This window comes from Winogradskyella schleiferi (assembly GCF_013394655.1).
In the GTDB taxonomy this organism is placed as follows: Bacteria; Bacteroidota; Bacteroidia; order Flavobacteriales; family Flavobacteriaceae; genus Winogradskyella; species Winogradskyella schleiferi.
Window position 1 is genome coordinate 1,107,748 of record NZ_CP053351.1, and the last position, 18,025, is coordinate 1,125,772.

9 protein-coding genes are annotated in these 18,025 nt (G+C 34.7%); 7 read left to right on the top strand and 2 right to left on the bottom strand.

Going from position 1 to position 18,025, the window contains the following annotated elements:
* Window positions 1-1,371: a pyridoxal phosphate-dependent decarboxylase family protein gene (locus tag HM990_RS04815; protein WP_178987855.1), complete on the top strand. Its 1,371-nt coding sequence runs from the start codon at window positions 1-3 to the stop codon at window positions 1,369-1,371.
* 525 nt (window positions 1,372-1,896) lie between these two features.
* Here the strand turns inward: HM990_RS04815 and HM990_RS04820 are convergent.
* Window positions 1,897-3,606, bottom strand: a complete 1,710-nt coding sequence (locus HM990_RS04820; RefSeq protein WP_178987856.1) for a tetratricopeptide repeat protein — start codon at window positions 3,604-3,606, stop codon at window positions 1,897-1,899.
* Window positions 3,607-3,936: 330 nt separating this feature from the next.
* Between HM990_RS04820 and HM990_RS04825 the strand changes: the two genes are divergently transcribed.
* The 5 genes from HM990_RS04825 (at window position 3,937) to HM990_RS04845 (ending at window position 13,931) form a co-directional block, all read left to right on the top strand.
* Window positions 3,937-4,584: an outer membrane beta-barrel protein gene (locus HM990_RS04825; protein ID WP_178987857.1), complete on the top strand. Its 648-nt coding sequence runs from the start codon at window positions 3,937-3,939 to the stop codon at window positions 4,582-4,584.
* A gap of 121 nt (window positions 4,585-4,705) precedes the next feature.
* Window positions 4,706-5,215, top strand: a complete 510-nt coding sequence (locus HM990_RS04830) for a T9SS type A sorting domain-containing protein (protein WP_178987858.1) — start codon at window positions 4,706-4,708, stop codon at window positions 5,213-5,215.
* A 31-nt stretch (window positions 5,216-5,246) separates the two neighbouring features.
* Window positions 5,247-7,550: a hypothetical protein gene (locus HM990_RS04835; protein ID WP_178987859.1), complete on the top strand. Its 2,304-nt coding sequence runs from the start codon at window positions 5,247-5,249 to the stop codon at window positions 7,548-7,550.
* 16 nt (window positions 7,551-7,566) lie between these two features.
* On the top strand, window positions 7,567-13,236 hold the full coding sequence (locus HM990_RS04840; protein ID WP_178987860.1) for a T9SS type A sorting domain-containing protein: 5,670 nt from the start codon (window positions 7,567-7,569) through the stop codon (window positions 13,234-13,236).
* Window positions 13,233-13,931 (top strand): hypothetical protein, encoded by a 699-nt coding sequence (locus tag HM990_RS04845; RefSeq protein WP_178987861.1) that lies wholly within the window; start codon window positions 13,233-13,235, stop codon window positions 13,929-13,931. Before HM990_RS04840 ends, HM990_RS04845 begins: the two co-directional genes overlap by 4 nt.
* A gap of 366 nt (window positions 13,932-14,297) precedes the next feature.
* Here HM990_RS04845 and HM990_RS04850 read toward each other — a convergent pair whose 3' ends face one another.
* Window positions 14,298-16,082, bottom strand: a complete 1,785-nt coding sequence (locus tag HM990_RS04850; protein ID WP_229719368.1) for a tetratricopeptide repeat protein — start codon at window positions 16,080-16,082, stop codon at window positions 14,298-14,300.
* Window positions 16,083-16,370: 288 nt separating this feature from the next.
* On the opposite strand from HM990_RS04850, the gene guaA reads away from it, so the two are divergent.
* Window positions 16,371-17,906, top strand: coding sequence for a glutamine-hydrolyzing GMP synthase (gene guaA, locus HM990_RS04855; RefSeq protein ID WP_178987863.1), 1,536 nt, complete (start codon window positions 16,371-16,373; stop codon window positions 17,904-17,906).
* Window positions 17,907-18,025: the final 119 nt, after the last annotated feature.

The window sequence follows — 18,025 nt, forward strand, 5'->3', positions numbered from 1 at the left end:
GTGCATAAGATTGATATAGAGTTAATAGAAATGACTTTGGATGTCATGAAATATGTGATTGGTAGAGTTTCTGCTACCGAGCATCCAATAGGAAAACCAAGAACAGCAGAAGTATTAAAAAGAGCGGTTGGAGAAACTATTACAGCCAAAGGAGTTGGCGGAGAATATGCTTTTAATTTATGGAAAGAACATTTGGCCAATGCCAATGTACCAGTGGATCACCCAAGGAATTTAGCTTTTGTGCCAGCATCTCCAACGCGAGCTGCTATAATGTTTGACCTAATTACATCGGCTTCCAGTATTCATGGTGCCTATTGGATGGAAGGTGCTGGAGGGATTTTTTGCGAAAATGAAGCGATGCGATGGATGGTGTCTTTAACAGGTTTGCCAGAAGGTGCGTTTGGCGTATTTACAAGTGGAGGCACAGCTGCGAATTTATCTGCCATTGTAACAGCTAGAGAACATTGGAGGGAAAATCCTGATTACAAAAGAGAAAAAGGATTAATAATCACATCTATCGGAGCACATTCCTCCATAAAAGCCATGGCTAAAGTGGCTGATGTTGATATCGTTTTGGTAGATTCCGAAGAACATTTAGATGGTGACGCTTTAAAAGAAACCATAGCTACTTTAACCGAACATCAGCGGAAATGCTTATTTGCGGTTGTAGCCACTGGAGGCACAACTAATGCTGGTATTATAGATGACTTGGAAAGTATTGCAAAAGTTTGTGAGGATGAAAAGTTATGGTTTCATGTGGATGCAGCTTATGGAGGAGGCGCTTTGGTTGCCGATTCAGTACGTCACTTATTTAATGGTATTGAAAAAGCAGATAGTATTACAATTGATCCACATAAATGGATGTTTTCGCCATACGATTGTGGAGCTGTGTTATACAAAAATATGGAATTGGCAAAAAATGCACATTCCCAACAAGGATCTTATCTTGAAATTTTCAAGGACGAAGGCGCACATGGTTTCAATCCAACGGATTATCAAATTCAATTGACAAGACGTGTAAGAGGTTTGCCCTTATGGTTCTCTTTAGCTACACATGGTACAGATAGTTATAAAGAGGCTGTGGAACGTGGTCTTGAATTGGCACAAATAGCTGGAAGAATGATTAAAGCTCATCCTAACTTAGAATTGGTTAGAGACCCAAGCTTATCTTGTGTTTTATACCGAAGAATAGGCTGGACACCTGAAGATTATACGCATTGGACCTACGAAAACCATCGTAAAGGTTTTGCCTTGGTAACACCAACGAAGTGGAAAAATGGAGATACGTTTGAAACCTGTTCGCGATTTTGTTTTATAAATCCAGATACTACGGAACGCGATATTGAAATGATTTTGGAAAGTATGGTATAAAAAAATCTTTCAATAGCTATCAGTAAGATTCGCTTTTTTCTAACACTCATACTCAGTCTTAATACCTATTGATTTCCATGTTTGAAAATTAGATTTCTTTTGCTAGCTTAAATATCTTAATTAAGCTGATAACATTTAAAAGTTTATTGGACTATAAGAAGAAAACCTTCAGGTTTCTAAAAAAAGGTTGTCATTTATACCCAATTATAGCTCAGTTGCTAATTCGTGGTTCGTGCTTTGATTTTTGTAAGCTCGGATAAGTAGGGTAATTAAGATGTAAATTATCATATTAGAACAGTTTTTATTAAAGAAAAGAGTGTTATTTAGTTTTTGAAGTGACTTGCAACTGGATGTCTGCAGCCTAATCCAGCGCAAGGCACCACAAAACTGGTTTGCCATTTTTCAATGACAAGACAAACGTACATCTAAAGTATTGAAGAATAGAAAAATAAGTACGGACAACAAGTGGACAAGTTGAAGTATCTCTATGGACAATGAGTGGACTATTTTTATTAAATAGCTGATTTATAGCTCTATAACCAATTCTTGTAATGAGTCTTCTGTGGTTAAATTGAGTTTTTTACGCAGACGATAGCGAGCCTTCTTTACACCTTCCACTGAAATATTGAGAATATTGGCAATTTCTTTACTCGAAAGATTCATTTTCAAAAGCGACATTAATCGCAAATCATTATTACTTACTTCTGGATAATTGCGCATTACCTTAGAATTAAAATCTTTATGCACATCTTCAAAATAGGTTCTAAACTGTTCCCAATTATTATCATTATTAATATCAAGATTAATAGTATTGATGACCTTTTGGTAACTTCTAGAATTCGGATTTTGAGATTTAAGTTCTTTTAATTGTGATTTTAAATCGAGTAAAACTTCATTTTTATGTGCCAAATGTAACGCATGTGTTGTGAGTTCTTTTTCTTTAAATTCTAGATCGTTATCTAGTTTTTCGCGTTCTATTTTATTGCGCTTCATTTTTTGACGTAATCCGTAAACTAGGGCAGCAGCTAATGCAATTGAACCAATAAGTGAAATAATAAGAAACAATTTCTCATTTTCAGCTTTTTGTTTTCGTTCATTTAAAAGTTTGATTTCATTTGCTTTGATGATGAGTTCTTTCTCTTTTTTTTCTGATTGGTATTGAACCTCTAACTCGTTCATGCGTTCAATATTTTCCTCACCTAAGATTTCGTCATGAAGCTCATGGTAGTCGGTGTGATATTCGTAAGCCTTTTTGTAACGCCCTAAGCCTGCATAAGCTTTAGACATTTCTAATAAGTCACCAATCATTTTTTTACGTGTGCCGGTTTCTTCTGCGTTTTCTAAAGCACCTTTCATATAGCGCAACGCTTTTCTGTAATCTCCTTTTTTATTGTAAAGTTCTCCAAGATGGCGCCAGTTCAATCCAATAAGGGAAGTTTCTCCATATTGTTCGCTAATTTCTAAAGATTTTTTATAGTAATTTTCAGCAAGGTCTAAACTGTCTTGTTGGGCATAAATCCATCCGATATTATCGTAGGCTCCAGCCAGATCGTTATTGTAGTTTTGTGCTTTGTAATAAGGTACTTCTGCTAACATAAGTGATTTTGCTAACTCATATTCTTTTTGACCTTTTAAATTAATGGCCATGTTCATATTGATGCTAGATATGTCGTCAATCAGATTTAGTTTTTCATATATAACTTTTGCCTTTTTATAGTAATTATTTGAAATGTCATAATTGCCAATATCACCTTGTATGTTTCCTATATTCCAATAGCTTGCCGCAAGACTTTCTGCTGTGTCACCGATATCTTCTTTGAGCTTTAAACTTTTCATGTGGACTTCCAAACATTCGTTGAATCTGCCTAAATTTCGCAATGCGATAGCCTTATTGTTTAGGGCAGCACATACTTGAACCATATCATTGAGTTCAGTATAACTGGTTATAACTTTGTCAAAGGTTGGTAAGGATTTTTCGTATTCAGAAGTCATATTATAGTAGACACCTAAATAGTTAGTGGTTCTGGCAATAAAGTTTTTGTTATTTAATCGTTTTGCTAGCACAATGGTACTATCCAAATAAGGTTTTGATGCCAAAGGATCGACATAAAGATATTCTGCCCATAACATCGCATAAGTAATAATCTGGGTGGTATCGGTTTGTGTTGATACGGCTTGCAATAAACTATCTACCCGTTTATGATCCTGACTTTGTCCAGAAAATGAATTCAGCATAAAAATTAAAACTAATAGATAAAACAAATTGTCCACCTTCTGGTAGACAGATTTATTGTATTTAAAAAATCGGACATTAATTGACACTTTGGGAATACTCATGATTTTTGGTTGTTAGCTTATCTCAGATAAAGTTAATTATTTTTAAGTAATAAAATATTGATAATCAAATAGATGTAAAAAATGTACTAGGTGTTGTCCACCTATAATAAATATCCTCAAAATTTTAAAATGTTGTTTTTTTTAGAGGTGGACAAAAGGTGGACAAACTAATTTTTATGGAAATCGAGGTGTTATTTTGTCTAAATTGCTTCAACAAAAACTGGTTAAATGCTTAAGAATTATACAATTATCGTAGTTGTTTTATTGATGGGTTGGTCATGTTTAGGCCAACAACTCTACTTTGAATTGGGTACAACACTGTCCTCGTTTAATTATGAGAATTCGCAAGGTAGACCACTTGACAATCTATTGTCCCAATCGAAATCTTACTATGGCATGGGCTACAGGCAATCTATAAACACGAATAGAACCTTATTTCTATCAGTAGGTGCATCTTATAATAGTTATGGAGCCATTGGTAGTGAGAGTAGCATAGACAATTATTTTGAATGGGACGTCAGTTACTTAGGCCTAAAAGCTGGGTTAGGCATAAGACTATTTCAATTAAGGGATCTTACATTTTTGGCGAATGCTTCTATAGCGTCAGAATTCTTAATTCGAGGAACACAAACTATAAACAACGATGTATATAACCTTGTTGGTGAGAAAGAATTCAACAATCAGATTTTTTTCGTTAGAGGAGGCATAGAAATGCAATATCCAGTTTCTAGGAGTACAGCAATTTTTGTGGGTTATACTTATGGAAAATCGGTTTTAATTAGTAGTGGAGAAAACAGTGAAACACTGAAGTTAAACGCACACCAATTTGGCTTGGGTTTTATTATTAATCTGCCAAGATGTTATTGTAGTTATTAGAAAAATCGGGTTTTAGTGGACAAACGGTGGACAATAATCAAAATACTGTTATTAATAAAAATATAATTATAAATTTCTAAATAGATAAGGAGTCAATACTAAAATTTAAAAAAGGATACACATGAAAAAACTAGCATATATTCTATTACTTTTTTCCTTTGGGCAAGTGCTTCAGGCGCAGGATAATTCAGGTTATCGAATAATTAGCTCGAATTTAGGAAGCAGTGGTTCATCACAAGAGGTTGTTACGGCGAAAGGCACTTATAAAATTAGCCAAAGTATAGGGCAATCTAGCGTTATCGGAACCCACACCAAAAATGGGTATTATTTAAGACAAGGCTATCAACAACCTTCTGTTAATGTAAAAACCTTTGAAGAGCTTAATTATCAGCTAGAGGCAAAAGTGTATCCGAACCCTTTCGTCAACGACATAATAATAGAGTTTAGTACCAAAATTTCAAAGGACATTGCTATTAGCATTCTCGATGTTAATGGTAGAATCATCCACTCTCAGATCTTTTTACCAAGCCAAGAGTTGGAGCTTCAAATTAATGATGTTGCAAATGGAACTTACTTTTTGAAAGTAGTATCTGGTGAGCATCACTTCAACACAAAATTAATTAAGATTTAAAATAGAAATAATAACAATAAAACCACCAAACATGAAAAAAGTCCTAACCTTAGCATTCTTCGTTTGTTCTATGTTGCAAGCTTTTGCACAAACCGATGGTATTAGTTATCAAGCGGTAATTATTAGCCCAGAAGATTTAGAGTTGCCTGGAGTAGATTCACCTGGAAATTATCTACCTAATCACAACATAGCCATTCGATTTACCATATATGATAGTGGAAATCAATTGGAATTTCAAGAAGTACAGACTACAATTACTGATGAATTTGGGCGCATTAATTTATTAATTGGTGACGGAAATCACGATTATTTTAAAGAAATGAATTGGGATGGCACACCAAAGGATTTAAAAGTAGAAATCGATTTTGATGCAGGAAGTAATTTTACCGAAATGAGCAGGGAAAGACTCACATTTTTACCTTATGCTTATCACAGAAATATAACCGCTACGGGAACATTGACGGTTGATGATAGATCATATTTAAATGGAGAGCTTCAAGTTGAAGGTCCGACCAATTTGAATAGTACCTTGGATGTAAACAATGGTAATGCGACAAACCTCTCTGGAACTTTAACCGTTGAAGGAGAAACAAATCTCAGCGATGCCTTCAATGTAAACAATAGCAGTCCATCGCATCTCACAGGTGATTTACTAGTTAACGGAAATAGCGCATTAGATGGCACTTTAGATGTTATAGGTCAAACCACATTGAATGATTTACAGGTCAATGGGGAAGCGAGTTTTGGCGATTTATCAGCGGAAACACTTATAGTTAACCAAAGCACCAATTTATTCGGAACTACAATTATTGATGGACAAGGTGCTCAGGTGAAAATTACCTCTAATTTGCCAAATGCTGGCATAGAAATGGGTAACCATCCGCTTCTAATAGATGGTGGGAAAAATGGATTGGCAATTAAGGTCAATGGAAATAGAGCGCCTTCAAATAACTATATTTCTTTTTATGATGATAATCAAATGTGGGGACGAATAGAAGGGCAAAGAGAAGAGGATTTGGAAATTAATTATCTATATGATTTAGAAAAACAAAACCGAGACTTAACAATTGCACGAGCGGTTACAAGTACCACAGTAAGTGTTATAGAGGCTGTTTTTTCTACAGCAGAGGTTGCAGGAGCCTTAAGTAGTTCTACAGCATGTATTGGAATAGGCGGTTGTGTAACCTTGCCAATTCCTTCGATGATAGCCAATAAAGGAGTAAAAACAGTTCTTAAGGTTGCGAAAGGTGTAACACTTGGGCTGGAAGTGGGATTGGCAATAAACGCACTAGCGCAATTTTTACAGGTTGAAGAAGATAATATTGGCGTTTCTTATATGTCTGGTGCTGGTGATTATGCGGAATATTTATCTAAGGAAAATAATGCGGACAATTTTATACCTGGCGAATTGGTCGGCATTAAAAATGGCTTAGTCTCAAAAGATATTTGGGGAGCTGAAAAGGTCATGGTGGTTTCGACAAGACCGATTGTTTTGGGGAAAATGCCACAACCAAATGAGGAAGCTAATTCCGTAAAAATAGCGTTTATGGGACAAGTGCCCGTACGAGTTATGGGCAAGGTAGAACCAGGAGATTATATCATACCACATTTAATGGCAGACGGCTTAGCAAAAGCTGTCAACCCAAAGGATATGGAAACAAAAGATTATAAAAGGGTTGCAGGTGTGGCGTGGAACATTATCGGTAAAGAAGCAGGAATAAGTAAAGTAAATGTAGCCGTTGGCATAAATACCAATGATTTAAGTGATGTGGTTTCCCAGCAGGAAAAAGAGATGAACGCGCTTAAAGAACAAGCTGTGCAATTACAAGCTCAAATGGAAAAGTCCAATTCAGTTTTGGCCAAGTTAGTGCCTGGTTATGCTGAGGCGACAGGTTTTGATAGTGCCAATTCAAATGGGCAACAAGACCATACTTTAGTAAAACATGAGGACGATAATCACAGCGATGACGCTTATGGAAATATTATAAATGATGATGCTTATGGTGCAGATGAGATCCTCTATTTTGAAGTGTCTAGAGCACAAATTGAAGCTTTTATTACAATGGCAAGGGACATCTATGTACAGGCACTTGAAGACCAAAGCTTTCTTACGCGATTGGGTAAATCATCAGCTGACAATAAAGGTTTAACAGCAGTATTTGAAGACATGCCATTGCTCGCTATGGAAGATCATCCTTTCTGGAGTCGAATGGATAAAGATGCTGCATATAAGGAAGAAGTGATACAATTTTTGAGTTCAAAAATCAGTAAGGGTTATCATACACACAAGAAATATGAACATAACTTCAAGGATTATAAAATTGTAAGGGATTAATTAGAACTTAAACATCATGAAGCGACATAATTTTATTGTTTTTATAGCGTGTATTTTAACGGTTTCTTTTGTTGATGCTCAAGATACAGCAATTCCAGATGCTAATTTTGAAAACTATTTAGAAACTCATGCGGCAGATGGAACTGTTGTAGCTATTGGTGATGCTTCCAGCATGGGAGATGGTTTTGCCAACAATGGTTCAGTGCCAACAAATCGAATAGAAAACGTTACAATTCTCGATGTTAGTAATTTGGATATTTCAGACCTAACAGGAACTGAAGATTTTACGGCTCTTGAAACATTAATCTGTAGTGATAATGCATTGTCAACGCTGAATGTTTCAAATAATACCAATCTAATAACCTTATTATGTGGCTCTAATTTCCTTACCGAATTAATGCTCAACAATAATTCAAGTTTAGAAACCCTTAATTGCTCGGATAACCAAATACAGAGTTTAGACATTCTCAATAACACGGCCTTAAAAAGTTTAACAGCTTCAGGTAATCAGCTTTCAGCAATAGACCTTTCTAGTAATCCAGAACTTTCCTTATTAGGCGTTTCAAATAATAGAATTGCAGGAGAACTCGTGGTAAGCAACAATCCGGATTTGGAACGTTTGTTTTGTGCATCCAATCAAATTTTAACTTTAAACTTGGCTTCAAATCCCATTTTAAAAAACCTTGATGTATCAAATAATCAGCTGACGAGTTTAGATTTAAGTACTATCAATTCGGTTGTTTGTCCAGATCCACAAACGGATCCGATAACGGTTTGTCAAGATATGGCAACAATTGATGTATCCAGAAATCAGTTGTCCTCTTTGGTTGTTAATAATGGCTATAACGAATTGTTTTCAATTTTTAATGCCTCTGACAATCCAGGTTTATTCTGTATTCAAATTGATAATGGTTATACACCTTCGGGATGGATTAAGGATGATTGGACCTATTTCAGCGAGAATACCTGTGAAGATATTTACACTTATGTTCCTGACGATAATTTTGAGCAAGCTTTGATTAACGATGGGCATGATGATATTTTAGATAATTTGGTTTTAACAGAAAATATAGATGTGCTCAAAAGTTTGGATGTTTCAAATGAATCTATTTCCAGTTTAGTGGGAATTGAAGATTTTTCAGCTTTGGAGATTTTGGATTGTAGTACAAATTCCATTGAGAATTTAGACGTTTCCAGCAACACCGAACTAATCCAAATAGATGTTACTAATAACAATTTAATAGTTTTGGATTTAAGCACAAATACAGCGGTTACGACAATTTATTGTGCAAGTAATATGATTGAGCATCTAGATTTAAGCACAAATTTAGCACTGACTACACTCAATTGTTCCAATAACAACTTAACCAATTTGGACGTCAGTACTATTTCGTTGCTGAATAATTTTGATTGTTCATTCAACCAAATGGAAAGTTTGAATCTTGTCAGTAATAACGCATTGGTAAGTGTATTGTGTAACGATAATAACTTGTTTGCCTTAAATATTAACAACGGGAACAATACCTCAATTACCACGTTCAATGCCACAAATAATAACAATCTGTTCTGTATTCAAGTTGATGATGAAGCTTTTCCGGATACTGCAGGTTGGCAAAAAGATATGGGAGCATCCTACAATGTCGCTTGTGGTACTTATATTCCAGATGATAATTTTGAACAAGAATTAATTGATATAGGAATTGATTCTGACGGCATTTTAAACAACTTTGTGGCGACTACAGATATTAATTCTGTGTTAGCATTAGATATTTCAAATCTCGCCATAGCTGACTTAACCGGAATACAAGATTTTGAAGATTTAATTGACTTAAATATTTCATATAATATATTAACAAATATAGATTTAAGTAATAATACAGACTTAGAAATTTTAGATTGCTCAAATAATGAAATCACGGATTTAGACCTTACCTTAAATGCCGCGTTAACCTCGTTGTTATGCAACGACAATAGCTTATTAACCATTAATATTGAAAATGGAAACAATGGTGCACTGACGACGTTTAATGCTACAAATAATCCCAATTTATATTGTATAAATGTGGATGACGCTATTGTTGGGAGTATTCCTGGGAGTTGGCAAAAAGATGATTTTGCAGCCTATAATGGCGATTGTGATACGAATCGTGTAACGGCAATTCCAGATGGGTTTTTTGAACAAAGTTTAATTGACTTTGGCTTTGATGATGTTTTGGATGGCGAAGTAAAGACTGCTAACATTGAACATATCCAGAATTTGGATGTTAGTGACAAAAGTATTTCAGACTTAACAGGAATTCAAGATTTTAAATCATTGGTGGAATTCGATTGTAGTGGTAATTTCCTGAATACATTGGATGTGAGCGATATGTTGTTTTTAGAACGTTTGAATTGTAGTTCAAATTATCTACTCACAAATGATATTAACGATGAAGCTGGTTTATTCAATACAACAGGTACTATAAGTTTGAAAGCATTGTACTGCGCTGGTAACAATTTGAATAATTTGGATATATCCCAAAACACCAATCTCGAAATATTGGATTGTGCGGATAATAATATTTCAGACCTAAATGTCAATAACAATGCATTGTTAAGAGTTTTATATGCATCTAATAATAATATGACCATTTTAGATTTAAGCAGCAATACAGCATTGGAAGATGTGAATTGCGATAGTAATCAAATTAGCGATTTAACAACATTAGAAACAATAAATACGACGCTAATCAATTTAAGCTGTGCTAATAATGACATCATAAATTTATCTGTAAATAATTATCAAGCATTGGAAGCGCTAAACGTATCGTCAAATGAATTGACACAGCTCAATGTTGACGATAATGCCGAACTTGTCTTTTTATCAATTACAAATAATCAAATATCAGAAATAACGTTTTTAAACAATGGCAATTTAGTTGAGGTTTTGGCATCTCAAAACAGTTTGCAAACACTCGACCTATCTGCGAATACGCTTTTAGAATTTTTGAACTGTGATTTCAATGAACTAACGGCATTGGATTTAGTTTCAAATCCATCACTCGAATCATTATCCTGTTCAAACAATCAACTGACTGAACTGGATTTACTCAACAATGGAAATTTGATTGCAGTTGATTTTAGTTCAAATATGATATCGAGCGTCATTTTACCGAATAATTTGGAGTTTTTAAAACGACTAGATGCCAGCAACAACCAAATTGAAAACGATATGGATTTAACTGTTATGGCGATTTCGGCCTGCGTTTTTCAACCCAATCAAACAGAGTTTTGTCCAGAAATAATTTCCATAAACGTGTCTAACAATCTATTGAGTTTTGTTAATATCCAAAATGGAATCAATACAGAAATAGCAAGCTTTAACGCCTCTGGAAATCCAAATTTGGAATGTATTCAGGTTGATGATGCAGATAATGTCAATGCGAGTTGGATTAAGGATGAAGCCACAACGTATAGCGAAGATTGCAATTTTGGAGAAACTTATGTGCCAGACGATAATTTCGAGCAAGCACTCATCGATTTAGGCTACGATTCTGGGCCTTTAAACGATTATGTCTTAACTGCCAACATAGTTGATCTTGCAAGTTTGGAAGTCAATGGTAATGCTATTATAGACCTCACAGGCATTGAAGATTTTGCCGCTTTACAAACCTTGTATTGCTCTAACAATGCTATAGTTGAATTGGATTTAAGCTCAAATTCCAATCTATTGGAAGTTGATTGTTCAGATAATTTATTAACCGATTTAGACCTCACAAATAACATCGCTTTGCTAACGCTTAATTGTTCTTTTAATACAATCAGCACTTTAGATTTAACGGCAAACACGAATCTTTCAGACTTAAATATTTCAAATAATACATTGACGTCGTTTTTACCAAGTGACCTTTTGTCCTTACAGGTTTTTAATTGTAACAACAATTCAATAGTAACACTCGATTTTCAACAAAATCAGAATTTAACTAGTATAAGTTGCGAATCGAATCTATTGGAAACACTCAATATTAAAAACGGTCAAAACGCAGTTTTAACGAATTTGAATGCCATTAACAATCCTAATTTATTATGTATTGAAACTGATAATGGCACAGTACCAACTGGTGCCACTTGGAACATAGATGCCACAGCCCAATTTGCCGTTAACTGTTTCTTTGGGGAAACTTATGTCCCAGATGATAATTTTGAGCAAGCTTTAATTGACATAGGATATGATTCAGGGCCTTTAAACGATTATGTATTTACGGAAAATATTGAAGAGATTACCTTTTTAAATGTGAGTGGTCGTGAAATTTCAGATGTCACAGGTTTAGAAGCGTTTGTGGCTTTAACAACTTTGAATGTTGAAGACAATACGATTTCAAATGTAGATTTAGGCAATAATCTATCATTGGTAAATTTAGATGTTTCAGATAATTTGCTTGATATTTTAGAAATTTCATTGCTGACCAACTTAACCAAATTGGATGTGTCCAACAATAGCTTGTCTCAGATAAATTTCGATACCAATTTAAGTCTCGATGATATAAATGTGTCCAATAACTCAATTATAAATTTAAACGTAAGCGGATTGGTAAATTTAGAAGAGCTAAACTGTGCTGGAAATCAATTGTCAAGTTTAAATGTCACTCAAAACCCGAATCTAACTTTATTATTCTGTCAATCAAATTTGTTATTTGCAGATCAACTCAATATTCAAAATGGTAATAATGAGAATTTAGGATTGTTTAATGCCATTAATAATCCAAGTTTGGGATGTATTTTAGTTGATAATCCTATTGCAGTCATAGAAAATGTAGATGGTATTTACGACAATTGGATAAAAGATGATTCGGCTTCGTATCAAAGTATATGCGAAGATGCCGATAATGATGGTGTTCCAAACACAGATGACCTTTGTCCTAATACAGATTTCGGTGCTGCTGTGGATTTATTTGGATGCGCCATTCCAGATTTGCAAAATGACAACTTCACGGTTTTAATTACAGGGGAAACTTGCTTAAATAGTAATAACGGTAAAATTACCATAACGGCTCAAGAAATTTATAATTATACCGCGACACTAATCGGCGAAGATATTCTTGACGGCACAGGCGAGGTTTTTTATCAAGAATACAACTTCACCAATGATGTTGACATTTTCAATCTTTTGGCTGACACGTATGAACTGTGTATTACCATCGAAGAATGGCCAGATTACCAAAGTTGTTATACCATAGTAATTACCGAACCGAATCCACTAAGTGTTTTTGCAAGCCGACCTGCTTCAGGTAGTGATATAACCTTAGATATGTCTGGCAGTACTATCTATTATATTCAGTTTAACGATGATTCATTTACCACGCATAATTCAACATTTTCACTTCAGCTTCAACAAGGTATAAATCAGTTGAAAGTGAGTACGGATTTAGACTGTCAAGGGGTTTTTGAAGAGCAAATTATTAAAGCTGATGAACCGCTGTTGTTTCCAAACCCTTTTAAAAATGAACTGAACATTTACGATGGCAACGCAGGAGATGAGGTCACAGTAAAAATGTATTCCACGTTTGGACAGTTAGTTTTGACCAAAACATTTATAAATCAAGGTGTTTATAATGCAATTGATACAGAACATTTAGCCACTGGTATATATCTTATGTCTATACAGACCAAAAGCGAGACATCAACTTTTAAAATTGTAAAAAAATGAAAAAAGTAGTTACCATATTATGCGCTGTAGTTGTTTTGTTCGGATGCAGTAATACAACCGATGATGGTTTCAATAACATAAACGGCCCACAAGATTCGCCAACTGGAGTAACATTGGTTTTTCCTTCCGATGACACGCTATGTAATGAAGGCACGAACTTAACACCAACGGAAAGTACCGTTTATTTTGAATGGCAGCCCAATGATAATGCAGAAACTTATACATTGAGCATAGAAAACTTGTCTACAGGAACTATCGAACAGTATGACACCTTAGATTTTATATTTCCTGTAACCATAGACCGAGCGGAAGCTTATAGATGGTTTGTAAACTATGAATTACAAGGAGAAATTAAAGAAAGTGCTATCTGGAATTTTTATAACGCTGGTCCAGGCGTACAGACGTATGCACCTTTTCCCGCAGAAATAATTTCGCCAAGTATGGCGCAGACATTAAATTCTACAACTTCTGTAACCTTAGAATGGAGTGGAAGCGATGTTGATAACGACATTGTGAGTTATGATGTTTATTTCGGGACTGAAATTCACCCAAGTATAACTGCAAGTGATATTTCTGCCAATCAATTCACAGTTTCAGTTGCTTCTGGTACTATTTATTACTGGAATATTATAACAAAGGATGCTGAAGGAAATACATCGGAATCTGGAGTGCATCAATTTAGTGTATTGGACTAAATTAGCATAATTGCCCTATTTTTGTGCACTTATCAATATAAAATAAAGTGATTAGTTGTTAGGAAAAATTAAAACATAAGATTTTTTTGCCACGAATGCACGAATTTTACTTCGTAAAGGTGTTACTATACTGCTATGGACTGAAAGTCCATGGGTTTGTGAAATAGATAGTCAAAAATTTACTGCCCTACTTAAAAGAACGAGTGAATTTCGTGATAATTCGTGAGATTTTTGGCGAAATTTTTAGAGTTTAAGCGAAAGCAATAACTACTCAATAATGCATCAGAAATTATTTAATTACCACGAATTCTTTTCCCTTCGGGAAATTGCAATAATAAAACGCTTTCGATTTTTATAGCAGTCATCTTAAAGCGTTAAAATAAATTCCTGTAAAGAATCTTCAGTAGATAAATCAAGTTTTTTACGAAGTCTGTATCGTGCTTTTTTAATCCCATCGTTTGAAATATTCAAAATATTGGCGATTTCTTTTGAAGATAGATTCATTTTTAAAAGGGACATCAAGCGCAAATCATTTGAGGTGATTTTAGGAAATTGCTCTTGTGCTTTTGAATTAAACCCTTTATGGACTTCTTCAAAATACCGGCTGAAATTTTCCCAGTTATTATCATCCTGTAAATCAAAATTAATGGTTTGTATGAGCATCTGGTAACCTGGATCGGCATTGGTTTCCTTTTTAAATACCTTGGCTTTTTGTTTAATATCGTTAAGGACTTCATTCTTTTTGGCGAGATGTAAGGCGTGTGTGGTAAGTTCTTTGGTTTTATATTCCAGTTCGGCTTCGGCTTTTTCCTTATCTAGTTTGTTGCGCTTATTTTTTTGATAAAATGCGTAGCTAGCAATTAGTGCAAGCAGTAACCCGAATCCTAAAAGTAAACGATGTAGGTTGTTGACTTTGCCTCTTACATTTAAAAGCTCAATTTCATTTTTTTGAATCTGTATTTGCTGTTCCTTCTTTTCGGTTTCATAAATCGTTTTTAATTCTTCAATTTGTTGCGTTTTTTTATTTGAAAATAAACTGTCCTTAAGTTTATGTGATGCTTTTAAGTAATCATTGGCCGTTTCATAGTCGTTCATGGTTTCTAATATTTCAGAGCGATACTTATATAGATTTTGTAAATGAGGTAATGCACCACTTTCTTTTGTGAGCGTTATGGCTTGATTGTTTTTATTTAAGGCTGCTGATAAATTATTAGAGTGGTAATCAATCTTAGATAAACCATCATAAGCACTAGCCAAGCTTAATTGCAAATTTTCCTCTTCAGCCAAGGATTTGGCAGATAATAATAATTCTTCTGCCTTTGCGAAGTTTTTGTTTAGTATTTCCAGTTCTGCTAAATTGTGCATCACATTGGACAACGACAACTTATCTTCAACCGTTTCAGAGTTGGAAATTGCCTTGTTAAAAGCTGTCCTCGCTTTGTTGTAATCCTTTAAATTTTGATAGGAAATACCTAAGGAATTATAAGCGTACGCTAAATACATTTTTTCATCTAATCTTTTATAGATTTCAATGGCTTGCTTGTAATATGAAATGGAATTATCATGGTTTTCCAACCCAGATTCAATGTCTCCAATTTGTTTTATGACATCGGCTTTTCTGGATTCATGATTTATTTTTTCGAAACATTTTAAAGCTTTCAATGCCTCAATCAATGCAATTCTATACTGTCCTTTTTCTATGTATCTGTTGGCAAGTGCATTGTGTTGCGCGCCGATGAATTTTGTTTTTAAATCGCCTTCTTCTTCATGTTCTTCAATCAAGGTTAAGGTTTCTTTGGTAATGGCTATGGCTTCATCTAAGTTACCAGTAGATTCTTTGATGCTTGCTAATGAATGGTTTATAAAAATCAGGCCTCTGGTGCTATTGATGTCTTTAAAATATTGTTTCGCTTTATTAAAATAGTACAATGCAGAATCATTTTCATTTCTATTACCGTAATAATCCCCAATATGCATATTCCCAGTTGCAATGCCTTTTTTAAAACCTATTTTTTGTGAAATTTCCAGTTCTTTTAAAGCGTAGGTTTTGGCTTCCTCTGGTTTTGAAAACATTAGTTTTTCATGAAGCTTAGATAAAATTTTGACCTTTAAGGAATCGTCTACAGTCCTGGTTTTAAGTTCAAGTTTCAAACTGTCAATAAGTTTTGTGTTTTGCGCGTTTAAGGCAATTGAAAAAATCAAAATTAATATTAGCCCTAAGTGTTTCTTATTGTTGAAATTAAAATTCATTATGATAAAACTTTGGTTGATGATATAAATATAAGAATTTCGGTAAAGGGTTCAGCATATAAGTACCGGACAAAAGGCGGACATTCTTGAAATAATGTGTTTTTACAGTAAATTTCAAATGTTAAGAAGAAAATTCAAAAATCATAAATCGTAAATCGTAAATCTCAAAATCAATTGCTATTTTTGCACATGCAACACAACAAAGTCCTGATTTTAGATTTCGGATCGCAATACACACAGCTTATTGCGCGCAGAGTTAGAGAGTTAAACATCTATTGCGAAATCCATCCCTTCAATAAAATTCCAACAGATTCAGACAGTTTTAAAGCGGTCATTTTATCGGGTAGCCCAAATTCCGTAAGAGGAGAAGATGTGCTTCATCCCAATTTAGATGAAATTCGAGGAAAAAAACCAATGCTTGCCGTATGTTACGGCGCACAATATTTGGCACATTTTTCTGGTGGAAAGGTTGCAGAGTCGAGTACAAGGGAATATGGAAGAGCCAATTTGAGTTTTGTAAAATCTGATGAAGATTTCTTTGAAAACATCCATGAAGGCAGTCAAGTTTGGATGAGCCATAGTGATACTATAAAAAAACTACCAACCAATGCTGTGCTTTTAGCAAGTACAAGTGATGTTGAAAATGCAGCCTATAAAATTGAAAACGAGCAAACTTTTGCCATTCAATTTCATCCCGAAGTGTACCATACAACTGATGGTGCACAATTATTAAAGAACTTTTTGGTTAAGATTGCTGAGGTAGAACAAGACTGGACACCACAATCTTTTGTTGAAGAAACCGTTGATGAATTAAAGGCTAAGCTTGGCAATGATAAAGTTGTTCTGGGTTTATCTGGAGGTGTGGATTCCTCTGTTGCCGCTATGCTATTGCATAAAGCGATTGGTAAAAATCTTTATTGCATTTTTGTAAATAACGGACTTTTACGAAAAAATGAGTTCGAAGATGTCCTCACGCAATACGAAGGCATGGGATTGAACGTTAAAGGTGTAGATGCTTCGGCACGCTTTTTGGATGCTTTAAAAGGATTGAGTGATCCTGAGTTGAAAAGAAAAGCGATAGGTAATGCGTTTATTGAGGTTTTTGACGATGAAGCACATCATATTAAAGACGTGAAATGGTTGGCACAAGGCACCATTTATCCAGATGTGATAGAAAGTGTGTCGGCAACTGGTGGTCCAAGTGCCACGATAAAAAGTCATCATAATGTCGGTGGCTTACCAGATTTTATGAAGCTGAAAGTCGTAGAACCACTAAAAGCATTATTTAAAGATGAAGTAAGACGGGTTGGTGCTTCCATGAATATGGACAAACAATTATTAGGTCGTCATCCATTCCCAGGACCTGGATTGGCGATTCGGATTCTTGGCGATATAACAGCTGAGAAAGTACGAATTTTACAAGAGGTCGATTTTGTATTTATCAATAATTTACGTTCATGGAATTTGTACGATAAAGTTTGGCAAGCAGGAGCGATGTTATTACCAGTAAATAGTGTCGGAGTGATGGGAGACGAACGAACTTACGAAAAATGTGTAGCTTTACGAGCTGTGGAAAGTACAGACGGAATGACAGCAGATTGGGTAAATTTACCGTATGAGTTTTTACAAAAAACCTCTAATGAAATAATAAATAAAGTAAAAGGTGTGAATAGGGTTGTTTATGATATCAGTTCCAAACCACCCGCTACTATTGAATGGGAATAAATTCCTGCGTAAGGAATCTCTTAGTGCCAAAATAAGAGGCTCGGCTAGCTTCAATATTTAATCAAGTGGTGAAAATAGTTTGCAGTGTTCAGTCACGGTGTTCAGTAAAAAAATAAAAA

Bases quoted from the DNA above. Each gene is read 5' to 3' on its own strand.
- guaA (WP_178987863.1), top strand. From the start codon at position 16,371: ATGCAACACAACAAAGTCCTGATTTTAGATTTCGGATCGCAATACACA.
- HM990_RS04830 (WP_178987858.1), top strand. From the start codon at position 4,706: ATGAAAAAACTAGCATATATTCTATTACTTTTTTCCTTTGGGCAAGTG.
- HM990_RS04835 (WP_178987859.1), top strand. From the start codon at position 5,247: ATGAAAAAAGTCCTAACCTTAGCATTCTTCGTTTGTTCTATGTTGCAA.
- HM990_RS04825 (WP_178987857.1), top strand. From the start codon at position 3,937: ATGCTTAAGAATTATACAATTATCGTAGTTGTTTTATTGATGGGTTGG.
- HM990_RS04840 (WP_178987860.1), top strand. From the start codon at position 7,567: ATGAAGCGACATAATTTTATTGTTTTTATAGCGTGTATTTTAACGGTT.
- HM990_RS04845 (WP_178987861.1), top strand. From the start codon at position 13,233: ATGAAAAAAGTAGTTACCATATTATGCGCTGTAGTTGTTTTGTTCGGA.
- HM990_RS04820 (WP_178987856.1), bottom strand. From the start codon at position 3,606: ATGCTGAATTCATTTTCTGGACAAAGTCAGGATCATAAACGGGTAGAT.